21 protein-coding genes are annotated in these 19,899 nt (G+C 70.3%); 9 read left to right on the forward strand and 12 right to left on the reverse strand.

Features of this window, described 5'->3' with window-relative positions; all coding sequences use genetic code 11:
- Positions 1-474 precede the first annotated feature (474 nt).
- Both ACFFIO_RS13070 and ACFFIO_RS13075 read left to right on the forward strand, forming a co-directional pair.
- A complete protein-coding gene (locus ACFFIO_RS13070; protein ID WP_378042415.1) occupies positions 475-864 on the forward strand; it encodes a MarR family winged helix-turn-helix transcriptional regulator in 390 nt (129 codons plus the stop codon).
- A gap of 323 nt (positions 865-1,187) precedes the next feature.
- Complete coding sequence (locus ACFFIO_RS13075; RefSeq protein WP_378042417.1) at positions 1,188-1,943, forward strand: ZIP family metal transporter; 756 nt, start codon at positions 1,188-1,190, stop codon at positions 1,941-1,943.
- Positions 1,944-2,038: 95 nt separating this feature from the next.
- Here the strand turns inward: ACFFIO_RS13075 and ACFFIO_RS13080 are convergent, their stop codons facing one another.
- The gene (locus ACFFIO_RS13080) at positions 2,039-2,686 is read right to left on the reverse strand and encodes a flavodoxin family protein (RefSeq protein WP_378042421.1); all 648 of its coding nucleotides are present in this window, start codon (positions 2,684-2,686) and stop codon (positions 2,039-2,041) included.
- Positions 2,687-2,846: 160 nt separating this feature from the next.
- Here ACFFIO_RS13080 and ACFFIO_RS13085 point away from each other — a divergent pair, with 160 nt between their 5' ends.
- Positions 2,847-4,820 carry an ABC-F family ATP-binding cassette domain-containing protein gene (locus tag ACFFIO_RS13085; protein ID WP_378042423.1) on the forward strand — a complete coding sequence of 658 codons (1,974 nt, stop codon included), beginning with the start codon at positions 2,847-2,849 and terminating at the stop codon, positions 4,818-4,820.
- Between the two features lie 66 nt (positions 4,821-4,886).
- The gene (locus ACFFIO_RS13090; protein WP_378042425.1) at positions 4,887-5,420 is read left to right on the forward strand and encodes a maleylpyruvate isomerase N-terminal domain-containing protein; all 534 of its coding nucleotides are present in this window, start codon (positions 4,887-4,889) and stop codon (positions 5,418-5,420) included.
- A gap of 9 nt (positions 5,421-5,429) precedes the next feature.
- Here the strand turns inward: ACFFIO_RS13090 and ACFFIO_RS13095 are convergent, their stop codons facing one another.
- From ACFFIO_RS13095 to ACFFIO_RS13105, 3 genes are read right to left on the reverse strand one after another with little or no spacing between them, the layout of a single operon-like run.
- Positions 5,430-7,019: a hypothetical protein gene (locus tag ACFFIO_RS13095; protein ID WP_378042426.1), complete on the reverse strand. Its 1,590-nt coding sequence runs from the start codon at positions 7,017-7,019 to the stop codon at positions 5,430-5,432.
- A gap of 4 nt (positions 7,020-7,023) precedes the next feature.
- Positions 7,024-7,680 carry an ABC transporter ATP-binding protein gene (locus ACFFIO_RS13100; RefSeq protein WP_378042427.1) on the reverse strand — a complete coding sequence of 219 codons (657 nt, stop codon included), beginning with the start codon at positions 7,678-7,680 and terminating at the stop codon, positions 7,024-7,026.
- Between the two features lie 5 nt (positions 7,681-7,685).
- Positions 7,686-8,255 (reverse strand): NADPH-dependent FMN reductase, encoded by a 570-nt coding sequence (locus ACFFIO_RS13105; RefSeq protein WP_378042429.1) that lies wholly within the window; start codon positions 8,253-8,255, stop codon positions 7,686-7,688.
- A 114-nt stretch (positions 8,256-8,369) separates the two neighbouring features.
- Here ACFFIO_RS13105 and ACFFIO_RS13110 point away from each other — a divergent pair, with 114 nt between their 5' ends.
- The 4 genes from ACFFIO_RS13110 to ACFFIO_RS13125 all read left to right on the forward strand — a co-directional run bounded on the left by ACFFIO_RS13110 (position 8,370) and on the right by ACFFIO_RS13125 (position 11,824).
- Complete coding sequence (locus tag ACFFIO_RS13110) at positions 8,370-8,753, forward strand: VOC family protein (RefSeq protein WP_378042431.1); 384 nt, start codon at positions 8,370-8,372, stop codon at positions 8,751-8,753.
- Positions 8,754-8,758: 5 nt separating this feature from the next.
- Positions 8,759-9,478 carry a Pr6Pr family membrane protein gene (locus ACFFIO_RS13115; RefSeq protein ID WP_378042433.1) on the forward strand — a complete coding sequence of 240 codons (720 nt, stop codon included), beginning with the start codon at positions 8,759-8,761 and terminating at the stop codon, positions 9,476-9,478.
- A 79-nt stretch (positions 9,479-9,557) separates the two neighbouring features.
- A complete protein-coding gene (locus tag ACFFIO_RS13120; protein ID WP_378042435.1) occupies positions 9,558-10,754 on the forward strand; it encodes a glycosyltransferase in 1,197 nt (398 codons plus the stop codon).
- Positions 10,751-11,824 (forward strand): glycosyl transferase, encoded by a 1,074-nt coding sequence (locus ACFFIO_RS13125; RefSeq protein ID WP_378042437.1) that lies wholly within the window; start codon positions 10,751-10,753, stop codon positions 11,822-11,824. Before ACFFIO_RS13120 ends, ACFFIO_RS13125 begins: the two co-directional genes overlap by 4 nt.
- Here ACFFIO_RS13125 and ACFFIO_RS13130 read toward each other — a convergent pair.
- Positions 11,818-12,729, reverse strand: a complete 912-nt coding sequence (locus ACFFIO_RS13130; RefSeq protein WP_378042439.1) for a glycosyltransferase family 2 protein — start codon at positions 12,727-12,729, stop codon at positions 11,818-11,820. The genes ACFFIO_RS13125 and ACFFIO_RS13130 overlap by 7 nt on opposite strands.
- 166 nt (positions 12,730-12,895) lie before the next feature.
- Positions 12,896-13,261, reverse strand: coding sequence for a YciI family protein (locus ACFFIO_RS13135; RefSeq protein ID WP_378042441.1), 366 nt, complete (start codon positions 13,259-13,261; stop codon positions 12,896-12,898).
- A 151-nt stretch (positions 13,262-13,412) separates the two neighbouring features.
- On the opposite strand from ACFFIO_RS13135, the gene ACFFIO_RS13140 reads away from it, so the two are divergent.
- Positions 13,413-14,678: an aromatic amino acid transport family protein gene (locus ACFFIO_RS13140; protein WP_378042443.1), complete on the forward strand. Its 1,266-nt coding sequence runs from the start codon at positions 13,413-13,415 to the stop codon at positions 14,676-14,678.
- Between the two features lie 133 nt (positions 14,679-14,811).
- On the opposite strand, the gene ACFFIO_RS13145 is transcribed toward ACFFIO_RS13140, so the two are convergent.
- The 6 genes from ACFFIO_RS13145 to ACFFIO_RS13170 form a co-directional block, all read right to left on the reverse strand.
- Entirely contained in the window at positions 14,812-15,471 is a 660-nt protein-coding gene (locus ACFFIO_RS13145) for an SDR family oxidoreductase (RefSeq protein ID WP_378042445.1), read from the reverse strand.
- Positions 15,472-15,604: 133 nt separating this feature from the next.
- The gene (locus tag ACFFIO_RS13150) at positions 15,605-15,976 is read right to left on the reverse strand and encodes a VOC family protein (RefSeq protein ID WP_378042447.1); all 372 of its coding nucleotides are present in this window, start codon (positions 15,974-15,976) and stop codon (positions 15,605-15,607) included.
- A 4-nt stretch (positions 15,977-15,980) separates the two neighbouring features.
- Positions 15,981-16,655: a GNAT family N-acetyltransferase gene (locus tag ACFFIO_RS13155; protein WP_378042448.1), complete on the reverse strand. Its 675-nt coding sequence runs from the start codon at positions 16,653-16,655 to the stop codon at positions 15,981-15,983.
- A 78-nt stretch (positions 16,656-16,733) separates the two neighbouring features.
- The gene (locus ACFFIO_RS13160) at positions 16,734-17,624 is read right to left on the reverse strand and encodes an ABC transporter ATP-binding protein (protein WP_378042450.1); all 891 of its coding nucleotides are present in this window, start codon (positions 17,622-17,624) and stop codon (positions 16,734-16,736) included.
- 1 nt (position 17,625) lies between these two features.
- Complete coding sequence (locus ACFFIO_RS13165; protein ID WP_378042452.1) at positions 17,626-18,744, reverse strand: FecCD family ABC transporter permease; 1,119 nt, start codon at positions 18,742-18,744, stop codon at positions 17,626-17,628.
- Positions 18,741-19,889: a FecCD family ABC transporter permease gene (locus tag ACFFIO_RS13170; RefSeq protein WP_378042454.1), complete on the reverse strand. Its 1,149-nt coding sequence runs from the start codon at positions 19,887-19,889 to the stop codon at positions 18,741-18,743. The genes ACFFIO_RS13165 and ACFFIO_RS13170 overlap by 4 nt, the downstream gene beginning before the upstream one ends.
- Positions 19,890-19,899: the final 10 nt, after the last annotated feature.

Below are 19,899 nucleotides of genomic sequence, written 5' to 3' on the forward strand. Positions count from 1 at the left end.
TCTCTGTGAGCGAGGCCCCGGCCCGCAACCCCTCGCGAACCGCGACGGGTCAATACATACCGTCTAGGCTTGTACGAACTCAGGAGCTCACTAAGAAACTCCTCGTGAAGTTCTTACCCTCCAGAGCACCCCTTCAGGGCCGTGTAAGCCGGATCAGGAAATCTTGGCCTGACTACTAATACCTGAGGAAGCCATGACCCTTGCCCCCGGCGACAAAGCGGACCATCCGCGGACCACGCCCATGGCAATACCCCAGACGCCCAGAACCGCAATGGAGCCACGGCAGGTCGTCAATGCAGGTGGGGACCTTGGACACATCTGTCCGCTTCACACCATGTCAGTGAACACTTCTGGGGGCGGGTATACCCGGTTGGATACTTTTGGAGTGTCCTCGGATCGACGCTCTCCTAACTGAACCCTGTCACGGAACCCTGTCGACGTCGAAGGTCGCGTAGAGCTTGAGCACCATAGCCCATGACCGCCGCCCACCGCTTCGGGGCCGAGGCCTGGGGTGAGCTCACCAACGCCGAATACGGGGTGCTCTGCGCCCTGACCAAGGACCCCAGAGGGGTGCGGATCACCGACCTGGGCCAGGACGTGCTGCTCACCCAGACCGGACTCACCCGCCTGGCCGCTCACCTGGTGAACAAGGGTCTCGTCGAGCGCGTCCCCGACCCCGACGATGGCCGAGCCATCCTGCTGGTACTCACCGACCAAGGACGGTACATCCAGCGCCGCATCGCCGTCATCCATACACGGGAGATCACCGACACTATGACCGAGCATCTCTGCGTCGAAGAACTCCTCCAGCTCCGCGACCTCTGCACCAAACTCATCCAGCAGTGCCCGCCCACCAGGCCCTGACACCTGCCCTCGGGAGCTCGTCGTAGCGGCCTCGAGGCGTCGACGCTAGGTGGAGCCACTCTGGTGGTAATGGCTCCTGGGCCAGCACGGAGGTGTCTTGTGAGCGTCCAGGCAGGGTCGACGGGCGCGGGGCTGACGAGGATAATCACGCCCGGAAGGAGGCGGTGCCCGTGGCGGCGTGAACCGCCACGGATGAGGCCACGGTGATATCACGCACGGCGGGTCCCCGAGAGGAACCGCGAGGTGCCGGCTCACGGACTGGAGGAACTGATGGGGCAACAGACCAAGGACTATGGCGTCATCGGAAACCTGCAGGACGTCCGGTGATCAGCGCGCTGGCCGCTGCCGGGTGGGGACTGTTCGCCGGGGCCGCCCTGGTCATCGGCGCCGCGATCGCCTGGTTCGTCGACGTTCCGGCCAAGGTCGTGGGTTCCGTGATGGCGTTCGGCTCGGGCGTGTTGATTTCCGCGGTGGCCTTCGAACTGTTCGACGAAGCAGCGCATACTGGTGGGCTGTGGCCAGCCGTGGTCGGCTTCGCCTTCGGTGCGGTGGTGTACATGATCGCCAACCTGGCCCTGGCCCACTTCGGCGCCCGGCACCGCAAGCGCTCCCAGCGTCAACAGCCCTCGAAAGAGGATCAGGGCGGTAGCGGGCTGGCCATCGCGATCGGAGCCCTTCTGGACGGAGTACCCGAATCCGTGGTCCTGGGCGTCAGCCTGCTCAGCGGTGGCGGAGTCAGCACCGCGGTCGTAGCAGCCGTGTTCATCTCCAACCTCCCTGAAGGTCTCTCCAGCGCTGCAGGGATGAAAAAGGCCGGCCGCGGCCCTGGATACGTGTTCGGAGTCTGGGGCAGCATCGCGCTCATCAGCGCTCTGTCCGCAGCCGCTGGCTACCTGCTCCTCGGCGCGGCCTCGCCTGCGGTGATCGCCGCCATCACGGCCATCGCGGGCGGTGCGATCCTCACCATGATCGCCGACACCATGATCCCCGAGGCCTTCGAGATCACCCACGCCTGGACCGGACTGATCACCTCAGCCGGGTTCCTCCTGGCCGCCGCCATCAGCTGGATCGGCGGCTGAGCCACGGCGGGCCCGTGTACGTCACGCTGCCCACCGCGGCCGTGGTGATGGTGGTCTGGTTCGGGCTGACGGCCGCGAATCGTCCGGCTCGGGGGTCAGGAACCCGCCGGGTACGGCTCCGCACGTAGCAGCCGCGCCAGGTGCGCCGCATTGCGTGCTGCCCCGGCCGTCGTGGAGGCCACGTTCTCCGGGACCTCGTCCAGGTCCTGGTAGTCCACGGTCTGCATGGCCTCGCCCACCCAGTACGTGCCGGCCTGCGCAGGGATGCTGAAACCGATGTCGCTGAGGGCCTGAGTCATGTCCGCGATCGTCTTGTGGGCGCCGTCCTCATTGCCGACCACGGCCACGATCGCTGTCTTGTCGTACATGATCGGCCGGCCCTGCTCGTCGGTCTCGGACAGGTCCGCGTCGAGCCGTTCGATCACGCGCTGGGCGATGCTGCAGGGGTGGCCCATCCAGATGGGGGTGGCGAGTACGAGGATGTCCGCGTCCAGGACCTGTTGGTGCAGCGCGGGCCAGGCGTCGCCAGGACCCATGTCCACCTGCACGCCTGGCTTCACGTCGTGGTCCACCACCCGGACGGAGGAGGTGGCCACTCCGTTCTTCTCCAGCTCGCCCAGGACGTGCCGGGCCATCAGCTCGCTGCTGGAGGGCTTCGGGGACGGGGTCAGCGTGCAGACCAGGGCAAGGGCCGTCAGGCCCTGGGTGGAGGTCGAGGCGGTGTCAGCAGTCGAATCAGTCATGGGTCCAGCATGCTGACCGCCGCCGGGTCCTGGCCAGTGCCCAGTGACAACCAGTCGGCGCGTCGGCTACGCTTCGATCCATGAAGCGTTGAGTCCAGCCCCTCCCGCGCCCGAGGCATCGCCCGGCGGGACCCTGCCGGTGCATACCAGGACTCCCCTCATGACCCATCCCCATTCCTTGCCCTCCGCTGATCTGCGCTCCTCTGGCCTGTCGTCTGATCGGCGCCGAGCCCTCACCCCCGTCGCGTCCGCCCTCGGCGGCGCGGACCACCTCACCCTCGACGGTGTCTCCAAGTCCTTCCCGGACCGGCGCGTGCTGACCGATGTCTCCTGCACGGTGGCCTCCGGCGAACGTGCCTGCCTCATCGGCGAGAACGGCACCGGCAAGTCCACCCTGCTGCGTATCATCGCCGGCCTGGACGACGACCCTGCCGGCCGTGTCACGGTCCCCGGCAGCGTCGGGCTGTTCCACCAGCAGCCGCCCTTCGTCCTGGACCTCACCGTGCAGGAGGTGCTGGACGAGGCCACGGCCCCGGTCCGCGCGGTCGCGGAGGAGGTGGCCCGGCTCGCGGAGGCGCTCGCCGACAGCGCCGCCAGCCCGGGCACGACGCCGGCCCGCGCCCCGGGTGCCCACGGCACCACCGCTGTGCGGTCGGACGCGGCCCCGACCGACACTGCCAGCCCCTCGGAGGTTGCCACCGCCTACGACCGCGCCCTCGCCGAGGCCGTCCGTACCCAGGCGTGGGATGTGGACCAGCAGGTGGACCGCCTCGTGGACGGACTCGACCTGGCACACATCCCGCGCACCCGGCCGGCCTCGTCCCTCTCCGGAGGTCAGCTGTCCCGGCTCGCCCTGGCTTGGCTGCTGCTGCGCCGCCCGGACACCCTGCTGCTGGACGAGCCCACCAACCATCTCGACGCCCGCGGCACCGCGCTGCTCGTCGACCTGCTGCAGGGCTGGACCGGCCCCGTGCTGATCGCCAGCCATGACCGGGCGTTCCTCGACGACGTGGCCACCACCCTGCTCGACCTCGACCTGGCCCCGCAGCTCCACCGGGACGTTCCCGGCGCCTCGGACGCCGGCAGTATGGGCTCCGGTTTCGGCCTCACCCGCTACGGCGGGCGCTACACGGACTACCTGCTGCACCGGATCGGCGAGCGGGAACGGTGGGAGCGCCGGTACCGAGACGAGCAAGCCGAGCTGAAGCGGCTGCGGAGACAGGTCAAGGACAACCACACCGTGGGCAACGCAGATCGACCGCCTCCCACGGAGGGCAAGATGGCCCAGAAGTTCTACGCGGACCGCAACGCCAAGGTCGTCTCCCGGCGTGTCAACGAGGCGGCCACGGCGCTGGCCAGGCTGGAGGAATCCCAGGTCCGCAGGCCGCCCGCCGTCGTGAGTTTCGGCGGGCTGGCCGCTGCAGCACCCTCCCGTGCTGCCGGCAACGGTGCTCTCAGCGGCGCGTCCAGCGGTGCCGCCGGCGGTGACCACCGCCCCACGGCACGGGGGCAGGGAACCGGTCGGCCGGCGTCGGACGCGGGGCCGGTCCTGGTGGCCACCGAGGTGGCCCTGGCCGGACGGCTGGCCCCCGTCTCGGTGCATCTAGGCGCACGCTCGCGCCTGCTCATCACGGGTCCCAACGGGGCCGGGAAGTCCACGCTGCTGCGCATCCTGGCCGGGGACCTGATGCCCGACGCCGGCTCGGTCACCACCTCCGGCCGGGTCACCATCGGCCTGCTGGGCCAGGACGCGGACCACCTGCCGGTGGAGGGACCAGCCCGGGAGGACCTGACCGTGGCGGAGGCCTACCGGTCCGCCCTCGGGCACGGACGGGCGGAGCGGGTGCCGCTGGGAACCTTCGGCCTGATCGCCGGGCGGGACGAACAGCGCCGTGTCCGGGACCTCTCGGTGGGGCAGCGGCGTCGGCTGGACCTGGCCGTGCTGTTGGCCGACCCGCCGGACGTGCTGCTGCTGGACGAGCCCACCAACCACTTCTCGCTGTTGCTGTCCACGCAGCTGGAGGCCTCCATCCAGGACTACCCAGGGGCCGTGGTGGTGGCCAGTCACGACCGTTGGCTGGCCGCGGGGTGGACGGGTGAGCGGCTGGAACTCACCCCGGGCGCGGGCCACTGAGTCGCGCGCAGTGGATCCGGGGGCGCAGGGTAGCGGCCTGGATGCGGGGCCGGGCAGGATGGGCGCATGACCTCTCTTGCGCAGACCTGGGACCGGCACACCGAACCTCTGACCCGCGTGGTCCAGGACGTCTCGGACTGGGATGCCGCCAGCCCCTGTGAGGGCTGGACCGCCGCCGACGTGCTGGACCACCTGATGGACACCCACCGCGATTTCGTGACGCGCCATGGCCGGGAGATCCCCCTGGTCAGCGGGTCGCCGGCCGAACAGTGGCAACACCACGCCGCCGCACTGGACGCCCTGGTCCGAGACGAGGAGTTCATCGGCACCGTGGTGGAGACGCCGTTCGGGGACTCCACGGTCGGTCAGGTGCTGCTCGACTTCTACGGCATGGACCTGATCGTGCACCGCTGGGACCTGGCCACCTCACAGGGCGCCGACCACCGGCTCAGTGATGACGAACTGGCGGAGGTGGATGCCGCCGTGGACGGCTACGGTGCCGCCGCCTACGGTCCGGGGATCTTCAAGGATCCGGTCCAGGTGCCGGAGGATGCGGACCGGCAGGCGCGGGTGCTGGGCCGGACGGGACGGGCGGCCTGACCGGTCACGTCATCTGACGTGTGCGCCGCGCGGGCGCGGGAACCGGCCGACCCTACTCAGCCCCACGGCGAGCCCCGCGCACAGGACCGTCGCCACGAGGATGACGGCCCCGGTGCCCGGACCGATCAGGTCCAGGAGGACCACTGCCGAGATCACCAGGATGAGGCTGTCCACCTGCCAGGCCAGGATCATCACCCCGGAGAAGTCGCCGAACGGCGTGCCGACGGGGGTCAGGAGGCTCAGGGGGAGATCGGACTTCATCTCGCTCATGAAGCGGGCGGGCAGGGCGATGAGCACCGTCGCGACGACGGGGAGCACCTGCGCGGGATCCCAGGGGGCGCCGGCAAAGCCGAAGGCCACCATCCCTAGTCCCGCGGCGAGGATACCGACTCCGCTGCTCATTGCGACGGATATCAGCGTCCAGGGAAAGTGCCGGCCGAGGAGGCCACCGTGGGCTGGGCCGTAGAGCGGTTCAGTCAGGAACTCGTCCCGGACCATGCGCCAGGAATCGCTGACCCAGCCGCTTCCGAGGTAGACCAGCAGTGCCCCGGCCACCCAGGCGAGGACGGTCGCCGAGGCTCCCACCGCGATCAGCACCGTCCCGCCGACGAGGGCCGCGAGGCCGGCCAGGGTACGCCCGGGAGTGCGGAACGCCCGCCGTGCTCCCAGCTGCAGGTGGCCCGCCAGTCGGCCGTCCGGGCGGACCAGCGAGGTTCGGGGGCCTCCGGCACGGGCGCGGTAGACGTCGAGGGCATCATGGAACGAACCGTTGCCGGCGAAGATCCTGGCCTGGTCGGCCCGAGCCGAGGCCTTCACGAGCCGTCGTCGATCAGGGGCATCCATGGATCTCAAGGCACCCACCCAGAGGGCGACGGCCAAGACTGCCTGGACCAGGAGGCCGAGCCAGAGCTCGGCTTCCGCTGCATCGCCAGACCCGGTGAGCGGTGCTGCGTCAGGGAAGGCCACAGCAGGAACCAGCTGGACTGCACCCGCGGGTGCGAGAGCCAGGGCCAGAGCCCCCATGACGGCGAAGCCCAGGGTCAGCAGTGCGCTGCGCCGCGCGGACAGGACCTGGCCGCTGAGCCAGGCACCGGCCATCAGGGCGCCGAGAAGCAGACCTGATGCGGCGGAGGACACGATCCACCCGGCTCCGAATCCCCCGGTGATCCCCAGACCGAGGGCGACCGCGCACCAGGGAAAGCCCACCAGGACCACGGGCAGCACGGCACGGCGCCAGGCGAGCGGGCGGAGGTACGACCGGGGCGGAAGGTCGCTGGACAGCAGCACGTGGAGCACGAAGGGCGGCATGATCAGCGGACCGACGTACCGTCCCACGAGCTGAGCGGTGACCAGCAGTGCCAGGACGATCCCCAGGCCCCAGCCCTGCAGGACCGCGCCACCGCCGATCTGCAGGGCGTCCCAGAGCGCTGTGGTGGCGGCCTGGCCGATCGCCAGCCCGTAGGGCAGACCGATCAGCAGGCCCAGGTAGATGCGGTACGCGTGGGTGCGGGCCACGGTCCGGCCGCTGCGCCGCCGGTAGGCCGACCAGACGGCGGACACCCTGGCCTGGGCACCGGATTCCGTGCGTGCCTGCGTCACCGTGTCACCCATAGTTCAGCTCGAGGCGCCGGTCGGCCGTGTCGATCAGGGTCGAGTCGTGGCTCGCCATGATGATCGTCGCCCCCTGCCGGCACCGCTGCTGGAGGATGTCGGCGAGGTTCTTGACGTGGTCGGAGTCCAGGTGGCGCTCCGGCTCATCCAGGATCACCACCTGGCCGGGCCGGACCAGTACCAGGGACATCAGGAAGAGCTGGAGCTGACCGGAGGACAGTTCATGCGGGAACCGGTCCAGGAGATGGGTCAGTCGCAGTTCTCCGGCGAGGCGGACTGCGTCTTCGGCAGCGGCTGGCGTGTTGCCCGACCATGAGGCCGCCACCATCCCCAGCTGCTCGCGGAGCGTCATGTCACTGGCCACCGGGACGGAGTCCACCAGGGAGGCGATCTCGCGTCGGTGGCTGGGGTCCGAGGAGCCGACCGGCCGACCCAGTACGCGGCAGGTCCCCTCGGAGGGGGAGGCCCTGCCCGCCAGGACCCGCAGGAGGGTCGACTTCCCGGAACCATTGGGTCCGGTCACGCTCCACCACTCGCCCGCCGACGCCGCGAACGTCGTAGGCCGGAGCAGTGTGGTGTCAAGGAGTCGAACAGAGGCTTCCACGCACTCCACCCGAGTCCTTTCTGCCGCATGGCCAGAGAGAGACACCCCGACTAACCGGTCACCCGCTCGCGTTCGGCGGTCACCGCGCGTGTCAGTGACACCAGCCGCGCCAGGACCTTGGCCAGGGAGGCGTCGTGGTGGTCGGTCAACGCCAGGGCCCCGCCCGGGAAGTCCATCCGGCGCACGAGGTTCACGGAGGCACCCACCACGTGCATGTTGTAGGCGGCCACCGTCACCCGCCAGGCCTCGTTGGCCCGGACCCCGCCGAGGCCGCCGTAGGCCACGATCGCCAGGGTCTTGTCCATCCACTGCCGGCTGAGCAGGTCGTAGGCGTTCTTGAAGGCGCCGGGGATGTTGCGGTTGTACTCGGGGCTCACGAAGACGAAGCCGTCGCACTCCGCCACGGCGTCTCGCCAACGGTGCACCTCGGCGGGGCCGTCCTCGGCCTGAGCCCAGTTCTCGTCCGTCATGACCGGCAGCCCGAAGTCCTTGAGGTCCAGCACCACCCACTCAACATCCGCGGAGTCCTGCTGAACCCGGGCGCGCTCGGCCACCCAGGCGCCGATGGACTCCCCGATCCGGCCCTCGCGAACCGATCCGATGACGATGCCGATCTTCATGTGGTGCCTCCTGCGCTGTCGGTGCGGCCAGTCTCTCCCCAGCGTAGGCGGATCGCGCCATACTGATCGGGACGGCCGTCACACGCCGAAGGACACCGCCGGAGAGGACTCACCGTGAAGATCGACCAGGCCCATGTGCTCGTCAACGACCAGGATGCCGCCAAGGCGTTCTACACGGAGGTCCTCGGCTTCGAGGTGGAGACGGACTTCGCCAGCGGCGACTTCCGCTGGCTCGCCCTGCGCGCCCCGGGGGCGGACGCCGGCGCTGCCCTGGTGCTCGGGCGCGCCGAGGGTGCGGCGGTGGCCTACCAGAACGAGACCCGCCTGGCCGGGATGCCCTCCTTCGTCCTGACCCTGACCGGCGGCCGCGAGGAGTTCGAGCAGATCCGGGCCCGGGGAGCCGAGGTGATCTCCGAGCCGCAGCAGCAGGAGTACGGCGGCACGGACGCGCTGATCAATGACACGGTGGGCAACATCATCTGCCTGCACCAGGACTGACGGCCGTGGCGCTCCGCACCCTGCCGCCCGGGAAGGTGGCCGGGGCACCCGGCCGGTGGGCCGGCGTCGGGCGGGTGGTGTTCGCCCTCGCGGCGCTGCTGTCCTTCACCGGCAACGCGCTCTCGTTCCACATCGGCTCCTGGAAGGACTCGGACCTGCCGGCGGACGCGGGTTTCTCCGGCGGCTTCGTGGCCGGCTGGGAGCACATGCTCAACCAGCCGACGTACTTCACGTTCCTGGCCAACTTCCTGGTGGGGCTGACCTCGCTGCTGCTGGCCCTCCGCCCGCACCGGACCTCAGACCTGTTCCACGCGCTGCGGATCGCGGCGGTGGTGTGCATCGTCATCACCGGCGTGGTGTTCAACGTGCTGCTGCGGGGCGCGCCGCCGGGGACCCCGGTGGAGCATCTGAACGACACGATCCAGCACATCATCACGCCGATCCTGACGCCGCTGGTGTGGCTGGTGTTCGACCCCCGCGGCCAGGTCACGTGGAAGCGGATCGGCCTGGCGGCCATCATCCCGCTCGCCTGGCTGGCGTTCACGCTGGCGCGGGGGCCGGCGCTCGACTGGTATCCCTACAGCATCCTCGACGTGCCACGCATGGGCTATGACGGGGTGGCGGTCTACGTGGTGGCGATCCTGGCCTTCTTCTTCGTGCTGGCCGCGCTGATGTGGGCAGCGGACCGAATGCTGGCAGTGGTGTCCGGCAGGACCTCCGGCTGATGCATACTGGCGGAAGGGCTCCTGCCGACCTGACAGGACGATAGACCGGCGGCAGCGCCCACCGGAGGAAGGGGTGCCCATGCGGATCGCGGTCCTGGCACACATGCACCACGCGATTCGTTCCCCCTATCTGGGCGGCTTGGAAATGCACACGGACCTGTTGGTGGACCATCTGGTCCGTCGCGGTCACCAGGTGACTGTCTTCGCCAAGGAGGGCACGCGCACCGCAGGAACGGTGGTTCCACTGGTCCCGGATCATTTCGATCCCACGGTCCGCTGCCCTCAGGATGCCGTCCGGCTCCGGGAGGTCCTCTATGCGGCCATGTCCACGGCGGCCCTGCGGGTCCTCGCCGGCGACTTTGACGTGGTCCTGAACAACTCCCTGTCTCCTGTGCCGCTGCAACAACTCCGGGCCGTCCCCATGGTCACCGTGCTGCACACACCCGCCACCCTCACCGAGGTGCTGAAGGTGGTGGACGACCCGGCGTGGGTCCCGCCGCCCCATCACCGGTGGGTGTCCGTGTCTGCGGCCAACGCGCTTGCCTGGCAGCACCGGCTTCCGAGGATCGCTGTGGTGCACAACGGGCTGGACTTGGACCGGTGGAGCAGCACCACACGGCCCGTCCCGGGACGGGCCGTGTGGACCGGACGAATCATCGGGGAAAAGGGCCTGCACGTGGCCATCGACGCCGCTCGGAAGGTGGGGATGGACCTGCACTTCGCGGGACCGGTTTCCGACCATGACTACTTCCGTAGGACGGTGGAGCCGTTGCTGGGCGAGGACACCGTCTACCGCGGACACCTGGACCACCACCAGCTTCCGGATCTGCTCGCCTCCGGCGAGGTGTACCTCGCCACACCGCTGTGGGCCGAGCCCTTCGGTCTGGCCACGGTGGAGGCGATGTCCATGGGGACCCCGGTGGCAGCCCTGCTCAGCGGGGCCATGGGGGAGATCGTAGGACCATCGGCCGGGCATCTGGCAGAACACCACTCGGCGGACGCTCTGGCCGACTCCATTGAACAGGCGCGTCACAAGCCCCGGCCCGGAGTGATCGCCTGGTCTCGCCGGTTCAGTGCGGATCTGATGGTGGATTCCTACCTCGGATTGCTGCGCGACGTGGCCGAACGCGCTGGCACCCTGACCGGGGCCGGGGCCGGATGGACGCCCCTCGGTGATGTCCTGGCCGCGAAGAACCGCGACGGGATCGACGCACCGCGCCGAGGACCGGATGAGGACAGACATCCGGTCATCCGGACCGTGGAGACAGTCACGTGAGTCCCCCGCCGAAGCTCCTGTACTACGCACACGATCACGGCTCGGGACACCTGCACCACGCCGCCCGGGTTGCGGCTACCGGGGTCTTCGACCTGACCGTCGCCACGGCATCCGCGGCTGCGGGCAGGATTCTGCCACCGGGGACGGCGATCGCCCGATTGCCTTCCGACGTTGTCCCCGGCCATCGCCAGCCGCCCGCATCCCGGTTGCACTACACCCCTACCGGCCGCGTGATCCGGGATCGTTTTGCGGCCTTGCTCGAGGCGGTACAGCGCGTGGGACCAGAGGCCGTGGTGGTGGATGTCTCCGTGGAGGCCGCACTGTTCCTGCGTTTGGCCGGATACCCGGTGATCTACCGGCGCATGCACGGAGAACGTGCGGATCCGGCCCATGAACTCGCCTACACCGAGTCCGACCACCTCATCGCCTACTACGGACCGGACCTGGAGGAACCGGACTGGCGGGATCGGTTCGCCGCGAACACCACGTTCCTCGGAGTTCCGGACCGGTCAGGCCGGTTGGGCATCGCGGCCCGGCGGTCCGCGGGACCGACCGCGACGCCACAGGTCACCGTGGTGACCGGGACCGGTGGTGGCGGCGTGGACCTCGCCGACCTGGCCCGCGCGGCCTCCCGGGTGCCGTGGGCCCGGTGGAACGTCTATGGCGCCACCCGGGGATCCGGCCGGGTGCCGACCAACCTCGTCCTGCACGGGTGGGCTGAGGACGCCGTCGCACGAATGCGGGAAGCGGACGTGGTGGTGGTGTCAGCGGGTTTCTCCGCCGTGACCGATGCCATCGGCGCCGCGCGTCCACTCGTCCTGGTCGCAGAGCCAAGGCCTTTCAACGAACAGGACCGTTTCGCAGAGGCCGCGCAGGCGGCGGCGGGAATCCCCTGGTGCCGTTGGGCGGACCCGGACGCCGACTGGTCGGGCGCTGTCACGGCCGCACTCGACGAACCGTCCTCCGCCGATCGGTTGGCCGCCGCCATCCTGACCGATCCTGGTGAACATCGCCGGGCCTGGGAATCAGTGGTGGCAACCGCAGCGAGTCCCGGCACGGCTCCTCAGTAGGCTGAGCCCTCGTCCAGAGCGGCGGCGATCTCCGCAGCGGTCGGCTCCCGGCGGACCTCCAGCTGTGCACCGGCGGGATCCCACAGCACCAGCCCGAGGTCCCGGAACCGGCCCAACCATCCCCCCATGGGCCATGAACCGTGGACCTGCTTGAAGTGCCGGGCGTTGACCAGGATGTCCTGGAAGTGGTGCAAGGGCGGTCTGTAGACCCCGTGGGGCTGGTGGAAGGCCGTTGCCTCGCTGAACACCAGGTCCAACCCGGCATCCCGGGCGCGGAACGCGAAGTCCGTGTCCTCTGCGCCGTAGCCTCGGAACCCCTCGTCGAAGCCACCCAGTGCTGAGAAGTCAGACGCGGAGAGAGCCAGCACCAGGGTCCACACCATGGACCATTCCGCCGAGGGCCCCGCCCCGAGATGCTGCCGGGCGGCATGCTCCACGGAAACCGCACGAAGGCCGTCATCCCGGGACTCGGTCACCGGGACCATGTCCTGCCACCCGGGTGGCAGATAGCGAGGGGTCCCCATCACGAGGGATCCGGGATGCCTCCGAACCTCATGTGACAGTGCGCCCACCGTCCCCGAGGCGGGAATGCAGTCGACGTCGAGAAAGACCAGCACCTCGCCCTGGGCGAGGGCGGCAGCCCGGTTCCGCGCCGCCGCCAGTGGCAAACCGTCGGGATCGGACACGTGCCCGGTCACCACCTCGAGCGTGGATTCCGGGACGGCCCCTGCGGGTTGGTTCATGAAAACGACGACGACGTCGTTCGGTGCCGGGACAGAGATTTCCAATCCGGTCAGGACGCGCGCCAGGTGCTGGTCCCGGCCGCCGGTGATGATCAGGACCGACGTTGACGGCGGGATGTCCCCTTCGTCCCGGGACACCGTGGCGCCTCCGAGTGGAGTCACGCTTCCACCGCTGGGTGAGACCGGGCGGGTTGACCCGTGCGGTCGGTGATGTTTCGCGTCAACAGACCCCTCCCCAGACCGGACCAAGCTCGGCTCCACAGCATACGTGGCGGATGCTCGATCCGGGGTCCCCGCACCGATGACGGCGACTCCGGCGGATGAGATCTCACGGCTGAAAGGGGCGGACCTCCACCTTGTTCCCGCAGGCCTTCGACGCGCGGGCGGCCAGGTCCTCAGCCTGCTCCGGTCCGGAGGCGTCCACCACCCAGAATCCGCCCATGTGCTGCTGGGCCTGGGTGAACGGGCCGTCCGTGATGACCGGTTCGGCACCGCGGGTGCCGTCCACCACCACTGACTCATCCGGGGCGACAAGACCACCGGCATACACCCAGGCACCCTCGGCCCGGAGCGCCTCGTTGAACTCGCCGACGGCCTGGAACGCCGCCTGCATCTCCTCTTCGGACGCATAGGGCCCCGTCTCCCGGTGCTGGACACCGGGGGAGTGCCACACGGAAATCAGGTACTCAGGCATGCCGGCCTCCTGGGGTGAGCGGGGTTACACTCTACGGGGCTCTTTCCGCCATGGCACCCCGTGGCGGCCGGGCCCGGCCAGAGAAATGCCAGACCCCCGGGCATCCACCACGCGGAACCGATCGTTCCACGTCCATCGAGGAGCATTCCCCGTGCAGTCCACCGAAACACCCGTCGAGACCAGCGCCGCACCCCGGTGGAACCGGTTCGACACGAGCTGGACGATCGGCCTGTTCGGCACGGCCGTGGGCGCCGGCATCCTGTTCCTGCCGATCAACGCCGGACTGGGCGGACTGTGGCCGCTGCTCATCGCCACCGTGCTGATCTGGCCGATGACCTACTTCTCCCACCGGGCGCTGTCCCGCATGGTGTGTGCCTCGCCGAACCCCAACCAGGACATCACCGGCGTGGTCCGCGAGTACTTCGGCGAGACCGCCGGCCGCGTGGTCACCGTCCTGTACTTCCTGGCGATCTACCCGATCGTGCTGATCTATGGGGTGGGCATCACCAACACGGTGGAGAGCCTCATGGTGAACCAACTGGGCCTGGACCCCTGGCCGCGGTGGCTGCTGTCCGGGGTGCTGGTCCTGGCGATGTCGGCCGTCATGGTGGGCGGCAAGAAGGTCATGCTCGTGGTCACCCAGTGGCTGGTCTATCCGTTGATCGCGGTGCTGTTCGCGGTCACGCTCCTGCTGATCCCCCAGTGGTCCTTCGACGGCTTCGGTGCGCTGCCCGCTCCCGGCGACTTCGCGATGTCCCTCTGGTTGATGATCCCGGTGCTGGTCTTCGCGTTCAACCACTCCCCGGCGATCTCCCAGTTCTCCGTGTCCCTGCGCGAACGCTACGGTGCCGGATCCGTCCAGAAGGCGTCCTCCATCCTCCGGATCACCGCTGTCCTGCTGGTGGTCTTCACCATGGGCTTCGTCTGGTCCTGCGTGCTGGCCCTCGGCCCCGAGGGGCTGCAGGAGGCCAAGGAGGCCAACCTGCCGGTGCTCTCCCACCTGGCCAACGTGATGGGCCTGCCCCTCATCGCCTGGCTCGGCCCCGCCGTGGCCATCACGGCGATCGCCTCGTCCTTCTTCGGCCACTGGCTCGGTGCCGCCGAGGGGGCCACGGCGATCGTCCGCACCATGGTGGATCCGCGGCAGAAGCGCCTGAGTGACCGCGGCATCACGATCGGCGTGAGCGTCTTCCTGATCGTCACCACGTGGCTGGCCGGCGTGCTCAATCCCAGCATCCTGGCACTGATCGAGTCGTTGGCCGGCCCCGTCATCGCCGCCGTGCTCTACCTCATGCCGATGTACGCCATCCACCGGGTGCCCGCGCTGGCCCGGTTCCGCGGGAAGGCCTCGAATGTCTTCGTGGTCATCGCCGGCGTGGTGGCCGTGGGCGGCATCCTCATCAGCTTGTTCCGCTAGTCTCCCGGTTGCGGCTTCCGGCCGCCCGGCTTCCCGGAGCACGACGCGCGGGCCGGACCTGCGCTGGCAGGTGCCGGCCCGCGCGTCCTGCCCGGGTTCGAGAGGGTTCCCCCCAGAGGGGGTGGTCAAGTCCTCAGAGCTGGGAGAACGCCGCCACGATGGGCTCCTCGCCGTCCACGAAGTCGATCTGCTGGCCGATGGAGACCTGGGTGGCCAGGGCGACCCGGATCGCCTGGGCCACGTTGCCGCGCGAGGTGTCCCGATTGGCGCCGTCCGCGGTGCCTCCGCCGACGGCGATCATGCCGGAGGGCTCGTCCAGGGTGAGCTTTCCCGGGCCGAGGATGGTCCAGTCGAGCCCGGAGTTGCGCAGGTACTCGTCCGCGGCGGCCTTGGACTCCGCGTAGGGGAAGAACGGGTTGTCCTCGGCGATGCCGTGCTGGGTGGTGGCGCCCATGTAGGACACCATGACGTAGCGCTTCACGCCGGCCTGGAGGGCGGCGTCCATGGAGCGGATCGCGGCGTCCCGGTCCACGGCATAGGTGCGCTCCGGATTGCCGCCACCTGCGCCGGCGGCCCAGACGACGGCGTCCTGGCCCTCGAAGGCGCGGGCGAGCTCGTCCTGGGAGGCGGTCTCGATGTCCAGCACCAGGGCCTTCGCGCCGGCGGCCTCGATCTCCGCCGTCTGCTCCGGTGAGCGGATGACCGAGGTGACCGTGTGCCCCTCCTGCGCCAGCAGGGGTGCGGCTCGCAGGGCCACCTTGCCGTGTCCGCCGATGATCAGGTAGTTCGCCATGGATCTGGTCCTTCCGTTCGGTTCAGTGCTTCCGTGGCCACTGTTGCACTGCACCCGGAGGGCGCGCCAGCGCGTTCGGCTGGCGGCGCAATCGCTCCGCCGGTGAACCCGGGTCTCTCCTTGGCTCCGTGGCTCAGGTGGCTGACGTGTCGGTGACGCCCTCGTAGAGTCCGATCTCGTTGCCGTCGAGGTCCCGGAACACGGCCCACCAGCTGGTCTCCGTGATCGGGGACCTCGGGGCGATCACGGTGCCGCCCAGAGCCGTGACGGTGGCCAGGGTCTCGTCGATCGAGTCGACCTCCACGGTGGAGCGGGGCTGGGTGAAGCCCTCGCTGCGCGGTGCCAGGCCGCCGCCGCTGATGTCGTTGGGGGCCCGCCACATGGGGTAGTCCTCGAAACCGGGGTAGGTCTCGATCTTCCAGCCGAACACCGAGCCGTAGAACTCGGTGGCGCGCTGATGGTCGGTGACCGGGATGTCGACGTGGGTGATGTCTCCGTGTGCCATGGACCTATGGTCCGGCAGGAGGCGGGTCCGTGGGAATCCCTCCCGGCCGGGCTCTCGTGCGAGACCGCCATTCCTCAGCCAGGATCCCCATCACGTGGGCATCCACCCAGGTACCGTCGAAGAGCAGCGCCTCGCGCAGGGTTCCCTCCAGACTGAAGCCGGACTTCTCGTAGACATGGCGGGCCCGCGGATTGAACGCGTAGACCTCCAGCGACACCCGGTGCAGCCCCTGGTCCTCGAAGGCATGCCGCAGGGTCAGCTCCACCGCCTCGCTGCCGAGGCCACGGTCCCGGCCGCCGGAGATCCAGATCCGGAATCCGCAGGAGAGGTTGTCCTCATCGAGGTCGTTGAGCACGGACTCCCCGACGATCCGGCCGGTGTCCGCCTCCTCGATGACCCACACGATCCGGTCCTCCGCCTTAGACCAGCGCGCGTAGATCTCGGCGAGCTCGTCCACCGACCAGGGCACCTGCCCTCCGGAGTCCGCCGGAGCTCCGCCACCTTCTGACCCCGGGTGCGCCGGCACGGTGGAGGAGTGCACCGTCCCGGTCAGCCGGGACACCTCGGCATCCGCCAGCAGCGGGTGGAGCACCGCGGCATGCTCCCGCCCGGCCGGAACCAGCCGCACCAGTTGGCCGGCCTGTGCCTGTTTGCGGGAGAAGTCGGGTATCGGAATCACGGCACCATCATGCCAGCGCTGACCGGGTTCAAGGCATGATGGTGGCTGGCAGACTGCGGTCCGCTGCCGCGCGGGCCGTCAGGGGAGCAGCGCGGTCCCGGTCCCCAACTTCTCGGCCGCGGCCCGGTTCGCCGCGGTCCGCGGCAGCACCACCGGGTGGCCCAGCAACGGATCCTTCACGACGTCGGCATCCAGCCCGTAGATGCCCTCCAGGTTCACCGGGGTCAGGACCTCCTCCGGTGTCCCCTCGGCCACGACCTGACCGCGGGCCATGGCGATGATGTGGTCCGCCGACCGGGCGGCGAGGTTCAACTCGTGCAGCACGGCGACGACGGTGGCACGGGGCCGCTCGCCCGCACCGCCTGCACCGGCTGCACCGGCCGACCTGGGGTCCGGCAGGTCCCGCACCAGGTCCAACAGCTCCACCTGGTGGGACAGATCCAGGTAGGAGGTGGGTTCGTCGAGGAGCACCACGGGGGTCTGCTGGGCCAGCACCAGGGCCAGCCAGGCCCGCTGGCGCTGACCGCCGGAGAGCTCGGCCACGTCCCGGCCGGCCAGCTCCACCAGGTCGGCCAGCTCGAGGGCCCGGGCGATCGCTACGGTGTCCTGGGGCGTCCGGGCCCCGAACCAGCCGCGGTGCGGGTGGCGCCCGCGGTCCACGAGTTGCTCCACCGTCATACCCTCCGGCACCACGGGGGACTGGGGCAGCAATGCCACGGTGCGGGCATAGCTGCGGGGGTTCCACCCCTCCACGTCCCGGCCGAGGACCTCGAGGGATCCGCTCACCAGGGGCAGCTGCCGGGTCAACCCCTTCAGGAGGGTCGACTTGCCGCAGCCGTTGGCGCCGATGATGGCCGTGGTCTGGCCAGCCGGCACGTCCAGGTCCACGGGCCTCTCCGGCCCCACGACGGTGTGCGGGCCATAGGCCAGGGTCGCGCCGCGCAAGCGGATCGCCGGTTCTACTGTCATCTCATGCCTTCCGTCCGCTTCGAATCAACAGCCACAGCATCAGCGGTGCCCCGGCCGCACCGGTGAGCACGCCGGTCGGCAAGCGGACCCCGCCGAAGGCCTCGGCGGCCGCGAAGTCCGCGACCACCACGATCACCGAGCCGCACAGGGCCGCCACCGGCAGCGAGGGCCGTCCGCCGGTGAGCCCCCGGGCCAGGGGGGTGGAGAGCAGGGCGACGAACGCGAGTGGGCCGGTGGCCGCCGTCGCCGCCGCCGCCAGCAGGGCGCCGATCACGAGGGACCAGAGGCCCGTCCGGCCGGGCCGCGAGCCCACGCCGTGGGCCAGCTCGCCGCCCAGGTCGGCCGGGGCCAACCGGGCGTGCAGGTGGCCGGCGAGGGGCACCAGCACGATCATGATGACGGCCAGCCGGGTGATCCGCTCCCACGTCACGGCGTTGAGGGATCCAGCGGTCCACACGGCGGCGGCCTGCAGGTCGTGCTGGGACAGGGCCAGCATCGCCCCGGACAGGATGGCCTGGCACAGGGACGCCACGGCGATCCCGGCCACGATGAAGGTGGTCCCGCCCAAGGCGCCGGCCAACCCGCCGGAGCCGGCGCCGGCGGAGGACCGCCCGGCCATCGAGAACCCGAGGACGATGGCGATCGCCACCAGACCGCCGATCAGGGCGGCGGCGGCCATGCCGGTCCCGCGCACCCCGCCGAAGGCGAGCACGGTCACGGCGGCGACGGCGGCGCCCTGGGTCACGCCGATGATGTCCGGGCTGGCCAGGGGGTTGCGCAGCGTGCGCCGGAAGAGCGCGCCGGCGGCGCCGAACGCCGCCCCGGCCAGGGCTCCGGCCACGGCCCGGGGCAGCTTCTCCTGCATCACGATGAACGAGGCGCCGGGGATGGTCTCCCCGCCGAGGATGGCGAAGAAGTCGGGAATGGTGACGGTGTAGTGGCCCAGCAGCACCCGTACCCCCATGGCCAGCGCCAAGGCCGCTGCGAGGCAGAGCGTGGCGGTGAGCAGCCGGCGTCGTGCCCGGGAATGCAGGGACTGCACGGCGGCCACCGCAGCCGGGGAGGGCCCGGTGGCTGCTTCAGGGGCAGCGGCCGTGGCCTCGAGGGATGGGGCGCTCACAGGGAGACCGCCTTCCGGCGTAGCAACAGCAGCAACACGGGCACGCCGATGACCACCGTGGTCACGCCCACGTGGATCTCCTGGGGCGCCACCACCAGCCGCCCGGCGAGGTCGGCGAGGACGAGCAGGACGGCTCCCCACAGGGCGCATCCCAGCACGAGCACGCGCGTGGAGGCCGGTCGGAACCGGCGCAGGGCATGGGGGACCAGCAGGCCCACGAATACCACGGGTCCGGCCAGGGCGGTCGCGGCGGCGGTCAGCAGCACGGTGGCACCGAGCAAGACCATGCGCAGGCGTTCGGGGCGGGAGCCGAGCCCGTGGGCCAGCTCGTCACCGAGGGCCAGCGCATCCAGCCCGGGGGCGGCCACGAAGACCATCAGGATGCCCAGGGCGATCACGGGCGCTAGCCAGGCGGCGTCTTCCAGTGAGGACCTGGCCACGGAGCCGACGGTCCAGAACCGGAAGCGCTCCAGCACCGCGGGGGAGAGGATCAACAGGGCGCTGGTGACGGCGGTGCAGCCTGCCGTGACGGCGGCCCCGGCCAGCACGAGGGACAGGGGCCCGGGGGCGCCACCCGTGCCGCCCCCCAGCCGGGAGGCGGCCGAGGCCACGGTGTAGACCACCGCGGCGGCCACGAGCGTCCCGAGGATCGCCAGCACCATCACCCCCGCCAGGCCGGCCGAGATGCCGATGCCCAGGCCCAGCGCCACCGCCAGGGAGGCCCCGGCGGTCAGACCCAGCAAGCCCGCATCACCCAGCGGGTTGCGGGTGGCCCCCTGCAGGGCCACCCCGGACACTGCAAGGGCCGCTCCCACGAGGACCGCGGTGATGGTGCGCGGGATGCGGGACAGGGCCGCCGCGGCGTCGATGTCCGCCGCCGCAGCGTCACCCCGGCCGGTGAGGAACGCGCCGAGGGCCTCCAGGGTGGTGCCCGGGTCCACGTGGCGCGCACCGAAGGCCAGCGCCGCCAGGCAGGCGAACACCAGCACCAGCGCCGGGAGGGCAAGGAACGGCAGGGTGCGGATACGCGCAGCGGCGACCGGCCGGCGTCGTGCTGGGGGCGCGGACCTTTGCTCCGGCGGGCCAGGGGTACTGGTGCCGGGCGGCGGGTGCTCCGTGGAGGGGCGCTGGAGGGAGAGTCTCATGCGCTTTCTG

This window comes from Citricoccus parietis, assembly GCF_042433045.1.
GTDB lineage: Bacteria > Actinomycetota > Actinomycetes > Actinomycetales > Micrococcaceae > Citricoccus > Citricoccus parietis.

What these genes read in the sequence shown, in the direction of transcription:
- ACFFIO_RS13150 (WP_378042447.1), bottom strand. Translation starts at nt 15,976, where the DNA reads ATGGCACACGGAGACATCACCCACGTCGACATCCCGGTCACCGACCAT.
- ACFFIO_RS13085 (WP_378042423.1), top strand. Translation starts at nt 2,847, where the DNA reads ATGACCCATCCCCATTCCTTGCCCTCCGCTGATCTGCGCTCCTCTGGC.
- ACFFIO_RS13160 (WP_378042450.1), bottom strand. Translation starts at nt 17,624, where the DNA reads ATGACAGTAGAACCGGCGATCCGCTTGCGCGGCGCGACCCTGGCCTAT.
- ACFFIO_RS13070 (WP_378042415.1), top strand. Translation starts at nt 475, where the DNA reads ATGACCGCCGCCCACCGCTTCGGGGCCGAGGCCTGGGGTGAGCTCACC.
- ACFFIO_RS13090 (WP_378042425.1), top strand. Translation starts at nt 4,887, where the DNA reads ATGACCTCTCTTGCGCAGACCTGGGACCGGCACACCGAACCTCTGACC.
- ACFFIO_RS13145 (WP_378042445.1), bottom strand. Translation starts at nt 15,471, where the DNA reads ATGGCGAACTACCTGATCATCGGCGGACACGGCAAGGTGGCCCTGCGA.
- ACFFIO_RS13135 (WP_378042441.1), bottom strand. Translation starts at nt 13,261, where the DNA reads ATGCCTGAGTACCTGATTTCCGTGTGGCACTCCCCCGGTGTCCAGCAC.
- ACFFIO_RS13080 (WP_378042421.1), bottom strand. Translation starts at nt 2,686, where the DNA reads ATGACTGATTCGACTGCTGACACCGCCTCGACCTCCACCCAGGGCCTG.
- ACFFIO_RS13105 (WP_378042429.1), bottom strand. Translation starts at nt 8,255, where the DNA reads ATGAAGATCGGCATCGTCATCGGATCGGTTCGCGAGGGCCGGATCGGG.
- ACFFIO_RS13120 (WP_378042435.1), top strand. Translation starts at nt 9,558, where the DNA reads ATGCGGATCGCGGTCCTGGCACACATGCACCACGCGATTCGTTCCCCC.
- ACFFIO_RS13170 (WP_378042454.1), bottom strand. Translation starts at nt 19,889, where the DNA reads ATGAGACTCTCCCTCCAGCGCCCCTCCACGGAGCACCCGCCGCCCGGC.